General features: G+C 60.5%; 18 protein-coding genes. 10 read left to right on the forward strand and 8 right to left on the reverse strand.

Translation table 11 applies throughout. The features are described from left to right. Positions 1-432: 432 nt before the first annotated feature. The 6 genes from AC1RQ5_RS10000 to AC1RQ5_RS10025 all read right to left on the reverse strand — a co-directional run bounded on the left by AC1RQ5_RS10000 (position 433) and on the right by AC1RQ5_RS10025 (position 5,844). Positions 433-714: a hypothetical protein gene (locus AC1RQ5_RS10000; RefSeq protein ID WP_398476073.1), complete on the reverse strand. Its 282-nt coding sequence runs from the start codon at positions 712-714 to the stop codon at positions 433-435. A 350-nt stretch (positions 715-1,064) separates the two neighbouring features. Next, complete coding sequence (locus tag AC1RQ5_RS10005) at positions 1,065-2,024, reverse strand: Bug family tripartite tricarboxylate transporter substrate binding protein (RefSeq protein ID WP_493198631.1); 960 nt, start codon at positions 2,022-2,024, stop codon at positions 1,065-1,067. Between the two features lie 51 nt (positions 2,025-2,075). Continuing rightward, positions 2,076-3,353, reverse strand: a complete 1,278-nt coding sequence (locus tag AC1RQ5_RS10010) for a TRAP transporter large permease (RefSeq protein WP_493198633.1) — start codon at positions 3,351-3,353, stop codon at positions 2,076-2,078. Beyond that, the gene (locus AC1RQ5_RS10015) at positions 3,350-3,883 is read right to left on the reverse strand and encodes a TRAP transporter small permease (protein WP_493198635.1); all 534 of its coding nucleotides are present in this window, start codon (positions 3,881-3,883) and stop codon (positions 3,350-3,352) included. The genes AC1RQ5_RS10010 and AC1RQ5_RS10015 overlap by 4 nt, the downstream gene beginning before the upstream one ends. Beyond that, the gene (locus tag AC1RQ5_RS10020) at positions 3,880-4,911 is read right to left on the reverse strand and encodes a TRAP transporter substrate-binding protein (RefSeq protein WP_493198637.1); all 1,032 of its coding nucleotides are present in this window, start codon (positions 4,909-4,911) and stop codon (positions 3,880-3,882) included. Before AC1RQ5_RS10020 ends, AC1RQ5_RS10015 begins: the two co-directional genes overlap by 4 nt. Before the next feature lie 363 nt (positions 4,912-5,274). Next, positions 5,275-5,844, reverse strand: coding sequence for an amino acid synthesis family protein (locus AC1RQ5_RS10025; protein WP_398476085.1), 570 nt, complete (start codon positions 5,842-5,844; stop codon positions 5,275-5,277). A 20-nt stretch (positions 5,845-5,864) separates the two neighbouring features. Here AC1RQ5_RS10025 and AC1RQ5_RS10030 point away from each other — a divergent pair, with 20 nt between their 5' ends. The 7 genes from AC1RQ5_RS10030 to AC1RQ5_RS10060 all read left to right on the forward strand — a co-directional run bounded on the left by AC1RQ5_RS10030 (position 5,865) and on the right by AC1RQ5_RS10060 (position 13,956). Then, entirely contained in the window at positions 5,865-6,596 is a 732-nt protein-coding gene (locus AC1RQ5_RS10030) for a DUF4286 family protein (RefSeq protein ID WP_493198639.1), read from the forward strand. Positions 6,597-6,612: 16 nt separating this feature from the next. Next, the gene (locus AC1RQ5_RS10035) at positions 6,613-7,302 is read left to right on the forward strand and encodes a GntR family transcriptional regulator (RefSeq protein WP_493198641.1); all 690 of its coding nucleotides are present in this window, start codon (positions 6,613-6,615) and stop codon (positions 7,300-7,302) included. A gap of 252 nt (positions 7,303-7,554) precedes the next feature. Then, complete coding sequence (locus AC1RQ5_RS10040; RefSeq protein ID WP_493198643.1) at positions 7,555-8,613, forward strand: alpha-hydroxy acid oxidase; 1,059 nt, start codon at positions 7,555-7,557, stop codon at positions 8,611-8,613. A gap of 54 nt (positions 8,614-8,667) precedes the next feature. Then, positions 8,668-10,443 (forward strand): thiamine pyrophosphate-binding protein, encoded by a 1,776-nt coding sequence (locus tag AC1RQ5_RS10045; protein ID WP_398476093.1) that lies wholly within the window; start codon positions 8,668-8,670, stop codon positions 10,441-10,443. Between the two features lie 33 nt (positions 10,444-10,476). Continuing rightward, the gene (locus AC1RQ5_RS10050) at positions 10,477-11,922 is read left to right on the forward strand and encodes an aldehyde dehydrogenase family protein (protein WP_493198645.1); all 1,446 of its coding nucleotides are present in this window, start codon (positions 10,477-10,479) and stop codon (positions 11,920-11,922) included. Positions 11,923-11,973: 51 nt separating this feature from the next. Then, positions 11,974-12,450 (forward strand): tripartite tricarboxylate transporter TctB family protein, encoded by a 477-nt coding sequence (locus AC1RQ5_RS10055; protein ID WP_493198647.1) that lies wholly within the window; start codon positions 11,974-11,976, stop codon positions 12,448-12,450. Between the two features lie 6 nt (positions 12,451-12,456). Then, positions 12,457-13,956: a tripartite tricarboxylate transporter permease gene (locus AC1RQ5_RS10060; protein ID WP_493198649.1), complete on the forward strand. Its 1,500-nt coding sequence runs from the start codon at positions 12,457-12,459 to the stop codon at positions 13,954-13,956. Between the two features lie 90 nt (positions 13,957-14,046). Here AC1RQ5_RS10060 and AC1RQ5_RS10065 read toward each other — a convergent pair whose 3' ends face one another. Then, the gene (locus AC1RQ5_RS10065) at positions 14,047-15,555 is read right to left on the reverse strand and encodes a 4-hydroxyphenylacetate 3-hydroxylase family protein (RefSeq protein WP_493198650.1); all 1,509 of its coding nucleotides are present in this window, start codon (positions 15,553-15,555) and stop codon (positions 14,047-14,049) included. A 214-nt stretch (positions 15,556-15,769) separates the two neighbouring features. Here AC1RQ5_RS10065 and AC1RQ5_RS10070 point away from each other — a divergent pair, with 214 nt between their 5' ends. Both AC1RQ5_RS10070 and AC1RQ5_RS10075 read left to right on the forward strand, forming a co-directional pair. Continuing rightward, on the forward strand, positions 15,770-16,369 hold the full coding sequence (locus AC1RQ5_RS10070; protein WP_493198652.1) for a MarR family winged helix-turn-helix transcriptional regulator: 600 nt from the start codon (positions 15,770-15,772) through the stop codon (positions 16,367-16,369). 46 nt (positions 16,370-16,415) lie between these two features. Beyond that, complete coding sequence (locus AC1RQ5_RS10075) at positions 16,416-16,952, forward strand: flavin reductase family protein (RefSeq protein WP_493198654.1); 537 nt, start codon at positions 16,416-16,418, stop codon at positions 16,950-16,952. Between the two features lie 3 nt (positions 16,953-16,955). On the opposite strand, the gene AC1RQ5_RS10080 is transcribed toward AC1RQ5_RS10075, so the two are convergent. Further along, complete coding sequence (locus AC1RQ5_RS10080; protein WP_493198656.1) at positions 16,956-18,593, reverse strand: GMC family oxidoreductase; 1,638 nt, start codon at positions 18,591-18,593, stop codon at positions 16,956-16,958. 96 nt (positions 18,594-18,689) lie between these two features. Here AC1RQ5_RS10080 and AC1RQ5_RS10085 point away from each other — a divergent pair, with 96 nt between their 5' ends. Continuing rightward, complete coding sequence (locus AC1RQ5_RS10085) at positions 18,690-19,754, forward strand: ABC transporter substrate-binding protein (protein WP_493198657.1); 1,065 nt, start codon at positions 18,690-18,692, stop codon at positions 19,752-19,754. Positions 19,755-19,808 lie beyond the last annotated feature (54 nt).

The raw sequence follows: 19,808 nt of genomic DNA on the forward strand, positions 1-19,808 counted from the left end.
GCCGCCACCGCCTGCGCCTGGAGGCGTGGATCCATCACCGCCGCCGGCGACAGGAGGCGATGAACCGCTACCGCCATCTCCACTTCCGGCACCGGGGGGAGTGCCGGAGCCATCGGATCCGGCGCCGGGCGGGCCGTCTACATATTTGATGTCCTCGGATGGTGGCTGATAAACGACTTGCTGGGAAATTGACATTCTGCATCTCCTCGCTCGTTGAGCAGTGCAGTGGCAATTTCAGGCGGCGCGCAACGTTTCGTCTGGCAGGTGAGCAGAGGTCGGCAGGGACAATCCCGGGCTAATGCGTTTGGTCGAGTAAGCTTCAAAGGCGCCATGTCGGGAACGCAGCGTAAGCTTCTACCGATCAGCGCCAGTTTCGGATCGGAATAGCGCATAAAGCTCGGAGCAACTCTCGGCGGATCGCAGAAAATCGGATCACGCCGATATGTCGATCCAGCGCAGGATCGCCTTGCGCGCTCGCGCCCATTCGAGTGCGGCAGCGGACATCGTCGTACCAGTCAATCGATCCGAGAGCGTGTGAAAACATTGATAGGCATCGCGCTCCGCGGTAGCGACGGCAGGGGAGACGTTTGCTGTGGGTCGCTCGGTTGTGAGCGCATCAATCAGATGCCGCGCTTCCGTATCAGGACTGATGGATGCGGTATTCATGATCGAGCGACAATAACGGGCTTTCAAATGACTGATGGCATTGCTCATGGCTCGCGCTATCACGCGGCGATGTTTATTTCTGTCCGGTACCTGACATTCATCCCGGTTATCGCGCAGCAAAAAGCCCGCCGGTAAGGGCGGGCTTTCGGGTCATTACTTTTCCGGATGATTTGAGCCGGCGGTGTCGTCGTCGGTGCCTTGCCATCCTCCAAACATCCCTCGTTACGATGATGGCGATCTTCCTGAGCCTCCTTATTGCTCTCCGGATCCTTGCCGGATTCTGCGACAAAGTTGGCTCAGTCCTTCATCAGATTGACGGTCGATCTATTGGCACGCTGTGAGCGTGTGTAGCTCACAGCGTGTTGATCGTCGTCCAGCGATCATTGCCGACGCAATGCTTACTGCTCTGGTTTGAGACCGACGGATTTGACGAGCGGGCCGTACTTGTTGTGTTCGGCGACATACCAATCGCGCAGCTGCTCCGGCGTGGATCCGACAATGACCGCGCCCTGCGAGGTCAGGCGCTCTTGAAAGTCGGCATCTTTGACCACCGTGGCGATGTCCGCGCTCATCTTGTTGACAATGTCGCTTGGTGTTCCCTTGGGAACCACGACCGACGACCAGGTCTGTGCTTGAAGGAAATCGAGACCTTGTTCCACCGAGGTCGGGACATCTGGGAAGATGGAGACACGCTTGGAGTCCAAAACCGCAATGGCTCGAAGCTTCCCGCCCTTCACATGTGCGACCACTTCCGCGGGTGCACCTGCATAGAATTGCAGACGACCTGCGACGAGATCGATGACGCCTTGTCCGCCGCTCTTATACGGCGCGTGAATAAGGTCTAGTTTTTCGTGTTGCCCGAGCAGCTCTCCAATCAAATGTGGCGTCGTGCCGGCACCGGGAGACGGGTAGACAGCGCCCGGCTTCTTCTTGGCATAAGCGACGAGATCCTTCAGATTCTGAACCGGAAGCGCCGGATGTGCTACCATGATCAGAGGAAAATAGGCCACCAGCGAGACAGGTTCGAAACTCTTGTCGGTGGTGTAAGTGAGGTTCGGGTAGACGTGCTGCGTGATGACGAAAGGCGGCGCCGCAAGCAGCATGGTGTAACCATCCGGCGCGGCGCGCGAGACATATTCGGCGCCGATGGTGGTGGTGGCACCGGGGCGGTTTTCGACGACCACAGGCTGCTTCCAGAGCTCGCTGAGCTTCTGCGCGAGGATGCGGCCAACCACATCGGACGATCCGCCGGGCGCATAGGGGATGACCATGGTCACCGGCTTGGATGGAAAGCTCTGAGCTTGCGCCGATGTCACGCTCAGAAGTCCAACCATGGCCGCCAGAAGAAGTCGTCTCATCAAATCGTCTCCTTGTTGCAAAAAGAAAACGCCGTCGTCCGCGCCGATGGCCTATTTGTAGAGAGCCATCGGAGCGAGCGTCAGCGCAGGGAAGTAAGTGATCAGAGCCAGTACGAACAGATAGATGAAGAAGAACGGCACGACGCCGCGATAGAGTTGCGGCAGCGGCATCTTGAAGATGGCGTTGGACGCAAACAGGTTCAGGCCGAAGGGCGGCATGAACATGCCTATTGCCAAATTCACCGTGACGATGATTCCGAAATGGATCGGGTCGATCCCGGCTTTGGCTGCGATCGGCGTGAGCAGCGGGGCTAGGACAAGGATCGCGGCGGGTGGCTCCAGCACACTGCCGACCAGCAGCAGCATCACATTGATCACCAGCAACAGCGCCCAGGTTTGCAGCGACAGGCTGTCGATGAAGGACACCAGCTGGGTCGGAAAGCCGCTGGTGGTGATCAGCCATGAATAAGTGCCCGCGGCGGCGACGATGATCATGATCTGTGCAACAAGGAAGGACGAATCGACCGCGGTCTGCCAGACGTCGCGCCATGCCAGTTCGCGATAGATGCAGACCGATACGACGATCGAATAGATGCAGGCGGCGCCAGCGGCTTCAGTCGGGGTGAACATGCCACCATAGATGCCGCCGAGAATGAGTACCGGCGCGAGGATTGCCCAGAGGGAGCGCCTAGCGGCCGGGCGAATCACATCCCAACGCGGCTTTTCGCCGACCGGCACGCCCTTCATTCGGGAATAGATGACGACATAGACGCCGAGGGCGGAAGCCACGATCAAGCCAGGCACGATGCCGGCGAGAAACAGCTGCGTAGCCGATTGCTGGGCTGCGATGGCATAGATGATCATCGGTATCGACGGCGGAATGATCACGTCGATCACGCCGGTGGCGGTGACCAGGCTGACGGAAAACCGGCGGTTGTAGCCAGCCTTGCCAAGCGAAGGCAGCGTCAGTTTGCCGATGGCGGCGACGCAGGCGACGCTGGAACCCGACATCGCGCCGAAGGCCGAGGCCGATGCGACGGTTGCAAGCGGCAGCGAGCCGCGGATGCCGCCGATCAGCGCCATGATCAGTTCGATGAGCCGGCGCGCGATGCCACCGCGGGACATGATGTCGCCGGCGAAAATGAACAGCGGGACAGCGAGCAGGGAAAAAGCGTCGAGACTGCCGAACAGCGCCGTATGCATCGCACGCAGCGGAATATCTCCGAGCATAAGCATGCCGGCAGCGGTCGCGATCAGCAGCGTGACGAAGATCGGCGTGCCGATGGCCAGCAATGCGATGGGCAACACACCGAAGACGAGCGCGTTCATACGTGGTCCTGGATTTCCGTGTGGCCGATTGCGGACGGGCCAAACACCACAAGCCGCATGACGGTCATTGCCGCGATCAGCACCAGTCCTGCCAGGACGGCCGACTGTGCGATCCAGACTGGAAATTCCATGGCATCGCTGCGTTGATCGAAAGCATAGAGCTGCGACACGACGTCAAGGCTGCTGACAGCTACGACGCCGCAGATGCTGATGGTGAGTGCCGCCGAAAAGATCGTCGCGATCCTGCGCAGCGTCGGCGATACATGGTCGAGCAGCAGCTCGATCTTGATGTGGGAACCGCGCCAGGTCACGCTGGCGACGGCGGAAAACACGACAAGGATCATGAGATACAGCATCGATTCTTCGGCCCAGGCGATGGGACTGGCGAAGAAATAGCGGCCGGCGACATTGGCGCCGTTGATGGCGACGATTGCGATCAATGCAGCGCCGGCGACCATCGTGCAGAGCGACGAAATGCTGTCGCCCAGCCGATGCAGAACTCCGCGCGCCGATGCCTCGCCTGCCATCATGACGCAGTCGCCTCGGCAGTCTTCAGCAGTAGCTCGAACAGTTCGCGCTCAGCCGGCTTCTTGGCGGTCACCTCGGCGCCGATGGGCCGAACGCGCTTCACGAACTCATCGTGATCGGCTTTCGACAGTTCGGTGATCTCGCCGCCGCTCGCTTTCCATGCAGCGCGCTGCTTGGTGGTGAAATCAACGGCCCATGGAAATACCTCGATGCTCGCCTTGCGACCGGCATCATCGACCTTCGCCTGCAGCGTAGGAGACAGTTTGTCGTACCACTGTTTGCTGACGACGGAGGCAACGGTGACCATTGCTTGATCGGTCTCCACGACATATTTCGCGGCATCGTAAAACCGCAATGCGGCCAGCACCGAGAGTACGCTCATCACGCCATCGATCGTGCCTTGCTGCAAAGCAGGTAGCACCTCGCCGAGCGGCATCGGCACCGCAGTGGCTCTCACCGCCTTGAGTTGGTCAGTCTGGATCGGGGAGGCGAGCACGCGGATCTTCTTGCCTTCGAAGTCGGCAAGTTTCTCGATCTTGGTACGCGTGTTGAAGATGGTTGGTCCGCTGACGAAGAGGCCGATGCCCTTCAGTCCCTTGTTGGCGCCGAGCGCGAGAAAGGCCTTGTTGAACCCGGCGTCCTGAATGGTGCGGTTGGCATGGGCCATGTCCTTGAACAGACCTGGGGCGCCGAGCACTTCGAAGCGGCTATCGACGCCGGCAAGGAACTCCGGCGGTCCGACAAAAGCCTGGATCGAGCCGAATTGCGTGCCCTCGATCATGCGCGGAATCGAGCCGAGCTGACTCGCCGGATAAATCTCGACCTTGATTTGTCCGCCGCTGTCAGCCTCGAGAATGCGCTGGAAGATCTTCATCCACTCGTGCTGCACATCGTTCAGCGTCGGTGTACCGACCTTCATCGTCACAGGAGCGGATTGCGCCGACAACAGCGATGGTGCCGCAAGCAACGAGGCGATGCCGGCGCTCGTTGCGAGGAAGCCACGCCGTGTGATTGTTGGCATCTTCTTCATGTAACCCCCAAAGTCGTTATCGATCGCTAGAATGTCGTCGAGATTTTTTTGCTTTTGCAAATTTGACGCCAAGATATGACTTGGCGCCGATCGTTCTCAAAAAACCTGGATTGCAAGCATGCAGGTGTAAGCGAGTAGAGTGTTGTGCGCGCAATGATGCGCATGGCCGTAAGTCACTGATCGTTTTTTGCTGCTACGACGTCGCGCGATGGCGTCGCCGAGAGGCGGCATGAGTCGTCGCACAGACAAGCCGCAGCTATCCAACGACCGATATGATCGATCGCAGGATGTGTCGCTCGCGATGTTGTCGGCGATGGTAGGCAGGAAAGGACGCCGATGGCGTACCTGTGTCTGCGAGATCCGTTAGCCGCGCTTTGCTACTTCGTCATGCGTGAGGCCGCCGACGCGGGCATTGAGCCGCGCACCGCTGGCCAGGCAGAAGATGATCGCGATTTCGTCGGGCATCGGCGTGTCCTGCAGCGACAGGGTCACGCCATCGTAATGCGAACGGACATAGACGTCGTCGACATGGTTCATGGGAATGTCGATCAGCTGACCGGGCGAGCCGAGTTTCACCATCGACGAGATCCATGCCTTGCCGCAACCGAGCGCATCGCGGATCGGATTGGCATAAGCGGTCGTTACCAGGGCACTTGCATGTTCCGCTTCGCCAAGCAGGCCGACCAGAGCGCCCTTACCATAGCTCTGTGCCTTGTAGGTGCCGAGCGCATCGAGCGCCATCTGCGCCATGGTCTTGCCGAGGCCGACGCTGGCCTCTACGAGAGGGCTGAGATCTTCAACGTAGCGGCCGAGATAGGGGTTCTCGAGGACTGTCACCACGGCGACCTTGCGGACGGGTACTTCGACCCGACGACCCGCCAATTCGCTCTTGTCTTCAACGATCGAATAGGAGCGGCGAATATTCAGATTCATTTCGATTGGCTTTCGAATGCTTGACACTGGCTGATCGAGAGCTAACACTTCGTCAGACAATCTGTCAATCAGGGCTTCAGCATATGCAAATCAAAGGCCAAGCCGTTCTGTTTTCGGAAATGACGCCGGGACCGGACTTCGTCGACCGCTTCCACAACTGGTACGATACGCATCATATTCCGGTGCGGATGGCGTGCCCCGGCTTTGTCAGCGCGCAGCGTTACAAGCGGCAGGATACCGAGGGTTATCTCGCGGTCTACGAGATGGATGATGTCGGGGTGCTGTCCCGCGATGCCTATAAAGTAATCAAGGGCCAGCCGTCGGAAGAGACCGCATGGATGCTGGCCAATGTGACCGGTTTCACCCGTTACCTTGCGGGCGAGACGTCGGTGAAGTCGCAGGAGGCGCCGGATTCGACGCTGGATGCCGCCGTTCTTTATGCGGTCAGCTTCAATGTTCCTGCCGAGGCGGCGGCCGAATTCGATTCCTGGTATGAGACCGAGCACATTCCCTTGTTGATGGAGTGCCCGGATTGGCTGATGGTGCGCCGGATGCGCGTTGCCGATGGCGTTCCCGAAACGTATACACATATGGCTTTGCATTACTTGGCCGACTCGAAGGCTCTGCAGTCTCCGGCGCGTGACAAAGCGCGCAAGACCGCCTGGCGGGACAAGCTGGCCAAGAACGACTGGTTCAAAGCGAGCTACACCGTGTTCGACCGTGTAGGACAGCGGCATCTCGGAAGACGATAGCGGAAGACGATAGACAATGGCCACGCCCAATCTCCGGATATCTCCCAAAACCGTTCAGCAGCAGATCGTGGAGAAGCTTCGGGGAGCGATCATCGAGGGCGTCTTCAAGCCGGGCGACCGGCTCATCGAGGCTGATCTGTGCGAAATGCTCGGGGTCAGCCGGCCGTCGATCCGAGAGGCGCTGCGCAGCCTCGAAGCCGAGAAGCTGGTCGAGATTATTCCGAACCGGGGTCCGCAGATCCCGGTTCTGACCGCCGAGCATGCCACCGAAATCTACCAGATGCGTGCGCTGCTCGAAGGCGAGGCGGCGTTCATCGCCGCCAAGAAGGCGACGCCGGACGACCTCAAGCTCATGCGTGCGTCGCTGGCCGCCTTCGGTAAGGCCGTTCGCGCGCATGACATGAAGATCGAGGTGGCGACCACCGCTGAATTCTACGGTCATATCCTGCGTATCTGTGGCAATCGCATCATCGAAGAGACGCTGAACGGTTTGCTCGCCCGCATCAATTTTCTACGCGGGCGTTCCATGTCGCGGCCGGGCCGCGCCAAGGTCAGCCTGCAGGAAATGAAGGCGATCTTCGAGGCGATCGAAGCGCGCAACGGATCTGCGGCGCGCACGGCAGCGGTTCGGCATGTCGAAAATGCGCATCGCTCGGCCAATGCCGTCTACGAGCAGCTGAGTGCCAAAGAAGATAGCGCTGCCTGACGCGTGATGGGCGCGCGTTCATCGTCAATAGCATCCAGTTCTTTTTCGTTCAGATATCCGCCGCTATCGGCAGCGCGCTACAGCAAGTCTGTGGCGTGATTGCATCGATGTCAGGCGCATTGCTCAATCGGCATGCATGCCTGCAAAAGCTCCTTCGGCCTGATTGACATCTTTGTCTGACAATCTTAACGTCAGATGTGTTCATGAAGGGCTGAGAAGATCTGCATGGGAGCGTTGGATCAGGAGCTGACGATGACGGGGCTTTTTCGCCTCGCAAAGCGTCGACTCGAACCCGATGTTGCAGACTATTTGTTCGGCGGCGCCGAAAGCGAAGCGACGATCGCGCGGAATCGTCTCGCGCTCGATAGCCGCGAATTCCTGCCGCGCGTGCTGCGTGATGTCTCAAGGTTATTCACCAAGCGCAGCTTTTTCGGTCGCGACATGGCCTTGCCCGTGCATCTGGCACCGATCGGTTCGCTCAGCCTGTTCGACAAGGATGCGGCGCTCGCATCTGCGATCGCGGCCGCCGAAGCGAATGTTCCTATGTTCGTCAGCATCATGGCTCAGCCGTCGCTTGAAAATCTGGTGCGCCAGTCGCCGGCAACGACCCTTGTGCTGCAGCTCTATATGCGCGGCGACCGCAATTGGCTGGATGATACCGTGCTACGTGCGGAGAAGGCCGGTTGCGCGGCGCTCTGCATGACCGTCGATTCCGCCGTCTATGGTCGCCGCGAGCGCGATCTCATCAACGGCTTCTCATCGGCGGCCGCCGTCGATCGCGTCAATTTCACCGATCGCCATGACGTTCAGATCACCCGCGAGCAGGCTGCGCTGAGCTGGGACACGATCGCCTGGCTGCGCCGTCGCACCGATCTGCCATTGATCTTGAAGGGCGTGATGACCGTGGAGGACGCGCTGCTATGCGCCGAGCACGGCATCGATGCCATCTATGTCTCCAATCACGGCGGGCGCCAGCTCGATCATACGGCGGCGGCCCTCGATCAGCTCGAAGGCATTGCAGCAGCCGTGCGCGGCGCCTGTCGCCTGTTCGTCGATGGCGGGTTTATGCGCGGCACCGATGTGCTGAAAGCGCTCGCGCTGGGCGCGGACTTCGTCGGCTTCGGCAAGCTGCAAGGAGTAGCGCTCGCGGCCGGCGGCGCCGACGGCGTGTCACGCATGCTGACCATCATGGGCAACGAGATCCGCACGTCGCTGGCCTTGCTGGGCTGTCCCGATATCGACGATCTCGGGCCCTCGTATCTGCGGCGCGCCGCACCCGTTTCTGTTCCTCACTTATCACATCACCCTTGAACTGCGCTTCGCCTCATTCCGAGCGACAGCATTTGAGAAAGAAAGCACTGGACGATGAAAGATATTGAACGCCCCAACGTCACGCCCTCGAATGCTGCTGAGTATGGCAGCGACGTTGCGGCCCAGATGCTTCGTCAGCTGGATATCCCCTATATCGCGCTGAATCCCGGCGCTAGCTATCGCGGTTTTCATGACAGCCTCGTCAACAATCTCGGTAACGAGACGCCGCAGATGTTGCTGTGCCTGAACGAAGACCACGTTGTCTCGATTGCCCATGGTTATGCCAAGGTCACCGATAAGGCGATGGCCTGTGTGCTGCATTCCAATGTCGGACTGCTGCACGGTTCGATGGGCATTTTCAATGCTTGGTGCGATCGCGCACCGATGATCGTGGTCGGAGCCACTGGCCCGGTCGCTCCGGAAAAGCGCCGCCCGTGGATCGACTGGATCCACACCGCGAAGGACCAGGGCGCATTGCTGCGCGATTTCATCAAATGGGATGATGAACCGCGCTCGCCGCACGGCATCGTCGAAGCCTTCCTCCGCGGCTCGCAGCTTACCAACAGCCAGCCTACGGCGCCTGTCTATATCTGTCTCGATGCCGGCCTGCAGGAGCAGAAGCTGGACGAGCCGATGACCGTGCCTGCCACGACGCGCTATCTGCCCGCCAGCCCGCCGCGCGCGCGCGCAGAGGACATCGAAGCCGTGGCCGAGCTGCTTGCCAATGCCAAGAACCCGTTGATCCTGTTTGGTCGCGGCCTGCGCAGCCAGGAAGCCTGGGATAATCGCGTCAAGCTGGCCGAACTCGCCGGCGCATCGGTGATGACATCGGTGCGTGAACGCGCTGCGTTTCCGTCCGAGCACAAGCTGCATGTGGTGCCGCCGTTCTACTGGCTCAGCCCGGCTGCCAAGGAGATCGTCAAGAAGGCCGACGTCATCGTCTCGTTCGATTGGGTTGATCTCAACGGCTTCCTGCTGCAGATCACACGCAAGACCGACACCTATCCGGCCAAGATCGCGCATTGCACGCTGGATGCCAGCCTGCATCGCGGATGGAGCATGGACTATTTCGCGCTGCCGCCGGTGGACGTGCCGGTGGTCGCCGGTCCCGACGGTTTTGTCGAGGACGTGCTCGCGGCGCTCGACAAGAAGCTCGGCGGCAAGAGCAAGTGGACTGGCGACAACCGCAACACCGCGCCGGTACCGGCCTATACGGACAATGCCGAAACCGAAATGGGTCCGCGCGACATCGAAGTGGCGCTTGCCAAGGTGCGGGGCGATCAGACCTTCACCCTCGCCCATGTCACCATCGGCTGGGCCGGCGACGTCTACAAATTCCGCGATCCGCTCGATTTCATGGGGCATGATGGCGGCGCCGGTCTTGCAGCCGGTCCGGGCCTCACCGTCGGCGTCGCGCTGGCACTGAAAGACCAGAATCGTCCGGTGGTGTCGGTGCTCGGTGATGGCGACTTCATGCAGGGCGTTTCGGCACTCTGGACCGCAGCTCACTACAAGATTCCTGCGCTGTTCATCGTCAGCAACAACCGCTCGAACTTCAATGACGAGCTGCATCAGGAAGCTGTCGCCAAGATGCGCGGTCGTCCGCCGGAGAACCGCTGGATTGGTCAGCGGATCGCCGATCCCGAGCTCGATCTCTGTGCCATGGCACGTGCCCAGGGCGTCGAAGCCGAAGGTCCGATCAAGACGGCGAGCGAGCTTGAAAAGGCGATCGAGCGCGGTCTTGCTGCGGTTCGCGCTGGCAAGCCCTATTTCATCGATGCCCATGTCAAGCCGGGCTATTCCAATCCTCCGCTGTCGCGTGGCGAGTAAGATCGCCAGGTCAGCAGTTTCCAGGAGATTTGCATGAGCAAGAACAACACCAAGTTCTACATCAATGGCGAGTGGGTCGATCCCATCACGCCCAATCTGTTCGATGTCATAAATCCCGCGAATGAGGAAGTCGCGGGCCAGATCAGCCTCGGCAGCGCGGCCGATGTGGATCGCGCAGTGAAAGCGGCGCGTGCGGCCTTTACCTCGTTCTCGCAGACGACCAAGCAGGAGCGCCTCGATCTGCTCGCCAGCATCGTCGCTGCCTTCGAACGTCGTTTCGACGAGATCGCTGAAGTGATCACTGCGGAGATGGGATCGCCGCTGTGGTTCGCAAAAACCGTTCAGGCCGACACCACACTGGCGCATTTCAAGCAGGCCATCATCACGCTGAAGGACTACGACTTCGGCCACATGATGGGAACGACCCGCATCGTGCGCGAGCCGATCGGTGTATGCGGCTTCATCACCCCGTGGAATTGGCCGATCAACCAGATCGCGTCGAAATTCGCACCGGCGCTCGCGGCCGGCTGCACGGTGGTGACAAAGCCGAGTGAAGTCGCGCCGCTGAGCGCGATCCTGCTCACTGAAGTAATGCACGAGGCGGGGCTGCCGAAGGGCGTATTCAATCTCGTCAACGGCGATGGCCCGACGGTGGGCGAGGCGATCTCCGCACATCCGGATATTGACATGGTGTCCTTTACCGGCTCGACCCGCGCCGGCATCATGGTGGCGAAGACCGCGGCCGAGACCGTCAAGCGCGTGCATCAGGAGCTGGGTGGCAAGTCGGCGAACATCATCGTTCCGGGCGCCGATCTTTCCAAGGCCGTGCCGGCCGGTGTGCTGCGCTCCTTCACCAATACCGGGCAGTCATGCCAGGCACCGACCCGCATGCTTGTCCACAAGGACCAAATGGACGAAGCGGTCGCGCTGGCGGTGAAGACCGCGGAAGACGTGGTCGTTGGCGATCCGCTGGCGGAGGGCACCAAGCTCGGCCCGCTGGTCAGCAAGCTGCAATATGATCGCGTGCAGGCGCTGATCGAAGCCGGCCTGAAGGAAGGCTCGAAATGCGTTGTCGGCGGCGCCGGCCAGCCGGCCGGCCTCAACCGCGGCTACTATGTGCGTCCGACCGTGTTTGCCTGGGTCGATCCGAAGGCGACCATTGCGCAGCAGGAGATCTTCGGGCCTGTGCTGTCGATGATCGCCTACGAGGACGAGGACGACGCCATCCGCATCGCCAATGACAGCATCTATGGTCTGTCGGGCTATGTCTGGGCGGGATCGCTCGACGACGCACGTCGGGTCGGTGCGCGTCTACGCTGCGGTCGCGTCTATCTGAATGGCGCGCCGCACGGCAAGCTGCAGGACGTCGAAGCGCCGTTCGGTGGCTACAAGCAGTCGGGCAATGGTCGCGAGATGGGTCTCTACGGTCTTGAAGACTTTCTCGAGATCAAGGCTGTCATCGGTTACGACGTCGCCTGATTTTGACATGCGGGAAGGGCGCCGGTTGGCGCCCTTTTTGCAAGCTCAATCTTGTTGTTATTATTGCGAGAAGGATTTGAGATGCGCGTGAGGAGCCAGAAGGACTTTGCTTCCGGGCTGCTATTCCTGGCGTTTGGGGCGATCTTCGCCGTTCTGGCCCCAGGATATAATCTCGGCACCACCTCGCGGATGGGAGCAGGCTTCTTTCCGCTCATTCTCGGCATCGTGCTTGCTGTCATCGGGGTTGCCATCCTGATGCAGAGTCTTTCGGGCAGTGTGGATCGTATTGAAAAGCTCAACTGGCGCGCCTTGATCTGTCTGCTTGGCGCGATCCTGCTGTTCGGCGTGTTGTTGCGGCCACTCGGCATCATCCTGTCGCTGATCATTCTTGTGCTGCTTGGCGGACTTGCCAATCGCGATTTCAATTGGAGGGAAGGCATCCCGCTCGCGCTCTTCCTCGCTCTCTTGTGTGCGACGTTGTTTGTATTTGCGCTCAAGCTTCAGCTTCCTCTCTGGCCAGCGCTGTAAGTCGCCATGGATATTCTTGCAAATCTCGGTCTCGGCTTCGGCGTTGCGCTGAGCGCGTCCAATCTCGCCTATTGTTTTACCGGAGTGCTGCTTGGCACGCTGGTAGGCGTGCTGCCTGGGCTCGGCCCGGTGGCAAGCGTGGCCATGCTGCTGCCGATCACATTCGTATTGCCACCGGAATCGGCACTGATCATGCTCGCCGGCATTTATTATGGTGCGCAATATGGCGGTTCAACCACTGCGATTCTGGTCAACATTCCGGGCGAGTCTTCTTCAGTTGTGACAGCGATCGACGGCTACAAGATGGCGCGCATGGGCCGCGCCGGACCGGCGCTCGGCATCGCTGCAATTGGATCATTTTTCGCAGGCTGCGTCTCGACGATCGCGATAGCTTACTTCGCTCCGATCCTCACCGAAGTGGCGCTGCAGTTCGGGCCCGCCGAGTATTTCTCGCTGATGCTGTTCGGCCTCATCGCTGCGGTTGTGCTCGCGCGCGGATCGGTGATCAAGGCGATCGGCATGGTCGTGCTCGGCTTGCTGCTCGGGCTGGTCGGCACCGATCCGAATTCCGGCACGGCGCGCTACAGCTTCGGCGTTCCCGAATTGACCGACGGCCTCGGCTTCATCGCCATCAGCATGGCGCTGTTCGGCATTGCCGAGGTGGTGCGCAATCTGGAGAACAACCAGGATCAGGATATCACCGCACAACCGATCGGGCGTGCGCTGCCGTCCTGGGCTGACCTCAAGCTGTCGACGCCGTCGATCCTGCGCGGCACCACGCTCGGCTCGCTGCTCGGCGTGTTGCCCGGCGGCGGCGCGCTGCTGGCCTCCTTCGCGTCCTACATGCTGGAGAAGAAGGTCGCCAAGCCGCCGCGTCAATTCGGTCATGGCGATATCCGCGGCGTTGCCGGACCGGAATCCGCCAACAACGCCGGGGCGCAAACATCGTTCATTCCGATGATCACCCTGGGCGTGCCGTCCAACCCGACCATGGCCCTGATGATCGGCGCGCTGATGGTGCAAGGCATCACGCCAGGGCCCTCGGTGATGACGGATCGCCCCGGCCTGTTCTGGGGGCTTATCGCCTCGATGTGGATCGGCAACTTGATGCTGTTGGTGCTCAACCTGCCGCTAGTTGGGATCTGGATCAAGCTACTGAAGATTCCGTATCGCCTGCTGTTTCCGGCGATCCTGGTGTTCTGCGTTATCGGTGTCTATTCATCGAGCAACAACGTATTCGACATTTATCTGCTCGTGGGGTTGAGCCTGCTTGGCTACATCTTCATCAAGCTGGATTGCGAGCCGGCGCCCTTGATCCTGGGCTTCGTTCTAGGCCCGATGATGGAGGAGAATCTGCGTCGCGCCTTGCTGATTTCTCGCGGCAACGCCTCCACCTTCTTGACGCAGCCGATCAGCGTTTCCTTCCTGATCGCCTCGGCGATCATGCTGGTCATCCTGATCGCGCCAGCCGTGCGCGAGAAGCGCGAAGAGGCACTACAGGAATGAGCCGGCGCCATCCGCCGTGTCGATCGGACAAGTAAAACAGAAAGGGGCGCCGGTAGAACCGGCGCCCCTTGAGTTTGGGAGCTTCCCAGATCAGTCGAGCGAGACCGGCGGCAGGCTCAGGGCCTTGTCCACCAGCGCCCCGGCGCGCTTGAAGTCGTAGTTGCGGAACATGTTCATCTTCACGATGAAGGACGCGCCGCCGTAGAACTTCTCATACTGCTGATGGCGGTTGCCAAATTCGGTGCCGATGAAGTCCCATGCCAGGCGCATCAAGGCAACGCGTTCGCGGGCGCCCATCTTCGACGAGCGGTAGTAGCGCTCGATGTCCTTGGCGCCTTCCGCGTTGTCGAAGTCCTTGACCGACGACGGCAAGGTTATCATCGCAGCACCGGTCAGTTCACGCACGATGTCGATCATCCGCGGATTGATCTCGCTCTGCAGGGCCATCACGGCGTAGAGCATATTGCGGGCCGGCCAGAGCACGCCTTCGTCGTCGATGGTGGCTTGGGTCTCTTGCGACAGCAACATGCCTTCCACGATCGAGGCCAGCGCGGCCAGTTCACCCATCTGCACCATCACGGGCGGCACAGCGTCGTTGCCGGTGGCTTCGTTCATGCGCTTGGCCATGCCCAGCAGGAAGCGCAGCTTGGTGGCATAGCGGGTCTGGGCCTGATGGTTGCCATAGGCATGCGACGGCGCCATCCACCACTGGTTCCGGCACAGTTCGATGTCACGATAGATGAAGACGTGCTCCCACGGCACGAACACGTCGTCGAGAACGACGAAGCTGTCGGTTTCGTCGAAACGGCTGGACAGCGGATAATCGAAGGAATTGTCGGCCTGGGTCGCGAAAGCGCGGCGCGAATACAGTTTCAGGCCTGGCGCGTTCATCGGAATGGCGACGCTGATGGCGTAGTTTTCGTCGCCCGGCTGTAGCGGGTGGATGCTGGAGAGGTGCAGGTAGTCGGCGAACACGCCACCAGTGGCCAGTTGCTGGCCGCCGCGCACGATGATGCCGCCATCCACTTCCCGAACGACGCCCGCATAGAGATCCGGCTCCGACTGGTTGGCCGCAGTCTTGCTACGGTCAATCTGCGGCGGGACGATCGCATAGGCGACATAGAGATGATGATCGCGAATATATTTGTAGAAGTTGACGACGCGCTCGGCATATTGCGGGCCGGACTTCGCGAAAACCGACGGCTTGGCCGCGTAGCCGGTGAAGAAGTTCGCCACGTGGTCGGGCGTGCGGCCCATCAGGCCGAACGACTGTTCGGCCCACATCTCGGCGGCCTTGCGCTTGTCGGCAAGATCGGCGGCGGTCTTCGGAATCTGGAAGCAGCGCAGCGCGCGGAAACCGGTCTCCGGTTCCACATAAGTCATCGCCTCGATGTTTTCCGGCGCGAAAGCGAAGTCGAACAGCGAGGCGACCTGCTTGGCGCCCTGACGGAAGGCGGGATGCTCGCTCGGATCGGAAATGCGCTCGCCATCCACGAAGATGCTGCGTGGCGTGGCCTTCAGATGAGCGAGGTAATCGGCGCCGGTGCGATAGGCTCCGGGCTTGCTCGCGGCGGTCAGCTTGCCTGTCTGGATATTCATGCGTTCCTCCCTGGCGGGCGCGACCTCAGGATGGGGCCGCTAGAAAATATATGTACATAATGAATGTATTTTGTATTATGTCAATCGCGGAAGGTCGCTCGTTTGGTAGTCATATGCGGAGATGTTAGACAGTATGAGGTCGATGTTCTCCGAACCAGTGATGAGATTTGTGGTCAAGAAGAGCGCCTCCCCCAAACGAGCAACAAACCAAGCGGTGACGACAGCCAAGGAGGCGCGCAGCCCCTCCAAAAAGGCTGCAACGCGCGCCGCCGCAGCGTCCTATGTGCCGCCGCTCACCATTTCGCGGGCTGATTTCCTCAAGGACGGCCACGACCGCGCCTTTCGTGACGGCCTTTATGCCATGGTGATGGCGCTCGATGGCCTGCTGCGCTGCCGCGACCAGTTCGGGCGTGCGCTCGGCCTCACCGGTAGCCAGTTCGCGGTGTTGATCGGGGCGGCATACCGGCAAGGACCGGACGGCGTCACGATCCGCGACCTCGCCGAGCATGTGCGGCTTGCGCCGCCGCATGTAACCACGGAGGTCAGCCGCCTGATCAAGATGGGGCTGCTCGTCAAGCGACCGAACAAAGTCGATCGCCGCAGCGTGCTGGTCTCGTTGTCACCATCGGGCGAAACTGCTGTCGAGCAGGTGACGCCGATGGTGCGCGGGGTCAATGACGTGCTGCTTCAGAATATCAGCCACAGTGATTTTCAGGCCGTCGTCCGCGTCATGCGGCTGTTGATGGTCAATACGGATACGGCTTTCTCCGAACTGCATCGCGGTGGCATCCCCCGTGCAGGCAAGGTCGGCTAGATGACGTGTTTGAAAGATCCGCTTCTGGAAATCCGGAGATCGAATAATGACCGTTGATCCGCGCGCCTTTCGCAACGCGCTGGGCCTGTTTCCCACCGGCGTTGCCATCGTCACTACGCTTGCAGCCGATGGCGAGCGAATCGGGGCGACCGTCAGTTCGTTCAATTCAGTGTCGCTCGATCCGCCGCTGATCCTGTTCAGCATCGCGAATAACGCTAAGGCCCATAACGTTTGGGCAGCCGCGCAGCATTATGCGGTCAATATTCTCGCGGAATCGCAGAGCGAACTGTCGAATCGTTTTGCACGCGCCATGACCGACAAGTGGGATGGCGTTAAGGCCGCCACCGGTGCGCATGACGTGCCGGTATTTCTCGATGCGAGCGCCTGCTTCGAATGCGAAAGCTACGCCAAGCATGACGGTGGCGACCATCTGCTGCTGATCGGCCGTGTCGTCTCATACACGACCACGGCCAGCAGCAATCCGCGCCCGTTGCTGTTCTATCGCGGTCGCTATCGCGAACTCGATCCGGACCTTTCCATCGACACCCCGTCGGGCGTCGACTATCTCGTCCACGGCTGGTGAGCTTCAGATCACAGCCGGCGCCAGTTGAGTCCGGCCGCGGATCAGGTCGGATGCAAGCTCGGCGATCATGATGACGCCGCCGTTGATATTGCCGCCGGTCATGTCAGGCATGACGGACGCGTCGACGATGCGCAGGTTGCGTGTGCCGCGGACGCGCAGATCGGGCGTCACCACAGCCATTGCATCGCCATCAGAGCCCATGCGGCAGGTGCCAAGCGGATGGCGGACGGTACCGGCACTGGCGCGGATATGGGCATCGAGATCCACATCCGATGTGACCGATGGCAGTGGATCGATCTGTGCCTCGATATAGGACTTGAAGGCACGCTCTCGGGCGAGGCGCTCCACCAGCCGGACGCCTGCTCGCAGCACCCGGCGGTCCTGATCGGTTGCCAGAAACGCCTGGATGATCCGCGGCGGCGCCAGCGGATCGCCCGATGCCAGCGTGATATGGCCACGACTTTCAGGGCGGAGCAGCACAGCGCGGCAGGCAAAGCCGTCGCGGAATGCGCGACGGAATGGCGGCAGGTACGGATCGGCCGTCAGCGGTGTCGCGCGAAAAAGCAACTGGATATCCGGCATCGTGGTGGCGAATTCAGTCTTTAGAAACGCTGTCCAGCCGCTCGGCAGATCCGTCGCAAAACCCTTTCCGAACAGATAGGCGCGCGTCATCTCGCGCCCGATGCGGTCGAAGCGGAGCGCGCGCTGGAATGGACCGCCGTCGCGACGCGCAAATTCAAATCCGGCCTGCACATGATCCTGCAGATTGGCGCCGACGCCAGGCAATGAGGCTTTCACCGCAATATCATGCGTCGCCAGTTGCTTGGGGTCGCCGAGGCCGGACAGCATCATCAGCTGCGGCGTCTTGACGCTGCCGGCCGCGACGATCACCTCGCGATCGGCATATACGGTCCTCTTCTCGCCGCCCTGGAGGAATTCCACGCCGATGGCCCGGTCGCCATCAATCAGGATGCGCAGGGCCTGTGCCTTGGTCTCCACCGATAGATTACGCCGATGCAGGACCGGACGGAGATAGGCCGTCGCCGTGCTGGCGCGGCGTCCGCCACCGATGGTGGATTGCAGTCGCGCAAAGCCTTCCTGCTCGGCGCCGTTGTAATCCGCGGTATAGGAAAAGCCAGCGCTCTGTGCCGCATCGAAGCCGGCCTGCACCAGCGGATCGTTGTAGTTCGATAGCGTGGTCGCGAGCGGACCCTCGCCACCGCGATAGGTGTCGGCGCCGCCTTCCCACGTCTCTGCGCGGCGAAAATAAGGGAGAACGTGTCGGTATGACCAGTTAGGCAGGCCGGCTGCCGACCATCTGGCATAGTCGTTGCGATGGCCGCGTACATAGACCATGGCATTGATGGAGGATGAGCCGCCCATCACCTTGCCGCGCTCGCAGGGCAGGCGGCGACCGTCGAGACCGGGCACAGGCTCGGTCACATACATCCAGTCATGCAGCCGGTCTGCGAGTAGTTTTCCATAGCCGAGCGGAATGTGTAGCAGCGGATCGCGATCCCATCCGCCCGCTTCCAGCATCAGGACATTGACGTCGCCATCCTCGCTTAGCCGATTGGCCAGCACGCAGCCGGCCGATCCACCGCCGATGATCACATAATCCGACTGCAAGTCTTTTCGCACTGCGGCGCCTCTAATTTGTTCACTCGACAATGATAATCAGATGATATTGTCTTACGATCTTAATGTCCAATTGTCGGGACAAATGGAGAGAGATGAATGTCCGAGATGCTGAAAGACGCGCGCCAACCGATTTCACGTCGCGCAATTCTCAAAGCGGGGGCGGCTGGAGCGGCGCTTACGATTGCTGCTCCCTATGTTGCTCGCGCGCAGGGCATTCCGCACATTCGCTATGCAACCGGTGGCGGCCTCGGTGCGAACGAGATCAGCACTGTGCATATGAGCGAATGGGGGCGCGCCAATCTGCTGAAGCGGAATGGGAAGGACTACATCCTTGATGTCACCTATACGCGTGGCACGCCGGAGGCTGCATCGCTGATGGCGGCAGGGCAGGTCGATCTCGCGACGCTGTCGCTGCCGGCTTTCGCGACGACCATCGCGCGCGGCGCCGTGCCGAACGGGGTGAAGGCGATCGCCGATAATTTTCAGGACGGCCGCGATGGCTTTGCCACCCAGGGCTTTTATGTGCTGGAAGACAGCCCAATCCGCAATGCTGCGGATCTCAAAGGCAAGACGGTGGCGGTCAATGCCTTCGGTACAGCCACCGACCTGCTGTTGCGCGTCGTGCTAAAGAAGAACAACATCGACCCGCGTAAGGATCTCAAGATCGTCGAAATTTCGTTTCCGAGCATCGGTGCGGCGATCCGCGAAAAACGCGTCGACGCTGGCGTACTGCCGCTTCCCTTCATCGCCAATGAGCGGGCCAAAGGCGGCATCCGCCAGATATTCAAGGGCAGCGATGCGTTTCCTCCCTATTCGGTCATCTTCCAGACGGCAACCAACGATTTCCTCAAGGCGCAACCTGCAGCGGTGAAGGCATGGCTTGCCGACTATGTTGATGGCCTGAAGTGGATCTACGATCCGGCCAACCGCCCCAAGGTCATCGAAGTCACTGCTGCGCTGACGAAGTCTGCGCCCGAAGTGATCGATGGTTTCTTCCTGACGAAGAGCGATTACTATCGTGACGCAACGGCCTGCATCAATCCAAGCCTGTTCCAGCCGGCTCTGGATGCGATGGCGAAGGAAGGTTTGATCGCCACGTCCATCGATGCATCGAAAGTGATCGACACGTCGTATCTTCCTTTTCCGTGCAGCAAGGGCTGACCCTCGCGTCGATCAAGCATAACGCTCCGGCGCTCGGCGCCGGGGCGTATCTGC

The sequence above is a fragment of the Tardiphaga sp. GW821-FHT12E02 genome, assembly GCF_058807155.1.

Excerpts from the sequence above, each read along its gene's own strand:
- AC1RQ5_RS10000 (WP_398476073.1), bottom strand. The coding sequence starts at position 714 with ATGAGCAATGCCATCAGTCATTTGAAAGCCCGTTATTGTCGCTCGATC.
- AC1RQ5_RS10005 (WP_493198631.1), bottom strand. The coding sequence starts at position 2,024 with ATGAGACGACTTCTTCTGGCGGCCATGGTTGGACTTCTGAGCGTGACA.
- AC1RQ5_RS10010 (WP_493198633.1), bottom strand. The coding sequence starts at position 3,353 with ATGAACGCGCTCGTCTTCGGTGTGTTGCCCATCGCATTGCTGGCCATC.
- AC1RQ5_RS10015 (WP_493198635.1), bottom strand. The coding sequence starts at position 3,883 with ATGATGGCAGGCGAGGCATCGGCGCGCGGAGTTCTGCATCGGCTGGGC.
- AC1RQ5_RS10020 (WP_493198637.1), bottom strand. The coding sequence starts at position 4,911 with ATGAAGAAGATGCCAACAATCACACGGCGTGGCTTCCTCGCAACGAGC.
- AC1RQ5_RS10025 (WP_398476085.1), bottom strand. The coding sequence starts at position 5,844 with ATGAATCTGAATATTCGCCGCTCCTATTCGATCGTTGAAGACAAGAGC.
- AC1RQ5_RS10035 (WP_493198641.1), top strand. The coding sequence starts at position 6,613 with ATGGCCACGCCCAATCTCCGGATATCTCCCAAAACCGTTCAGCAGCAG.
- AC1RQ5_RS10040 (WP_493198643.1), top strand. The coding sequence starts at position 7,555 with ATGACGGGGCTTTTTCGCCTCGCAAAGCGTCGACTCGAACCCGATGTT.
- AC1RQ5_RS10045 (WP_398476093.1), top strand. The coding sequence starts at position 8,668 with ATGAAAGATATTGAACGCCCCAACGTCACGCCCTCGAATGCTGCTGAG.
- AC1RQ5_RS10050 (WP_493198645.1), top strand. The coding sequence starts at position 10,477 with ATGAGCAAGAACAACACCAAGTTCTACATCAATGGCGAGTGGGTCGAT.
- AC1RQ5_RS10060 (WP_493198649.1), top strand. The coding sequence starts at position 12,457 with ATGGATATTCTTGCAAATCTCGGTCTCGGCTTCGGCGTTGCGCTGAGC.
- AC1RQ5_RS10065 (WP_493198650.1), bottom strand. The coding sequence starts at position 15,555 with ATGAATATCCAGACAGGCAAGCTGACCGCCGCGAGCAAGCCCGGAGCC.
- AC1RQ5_RS10075 (WP_493198654.1), top strand. The coding sequence starts at position 16,416 with ATGACCGTTGATCCGCGCGCCTTTCGCAACGCGCTGGGCCTGTTTCCC.
- AC1RQ5_RS10085 (WP_493198657.1), top strand. The coding sequence starts at position 18,690 with ATGTCCGAGATGCTGAAAGACGCGCGCCAACCGATTTCACGTCGCGCA.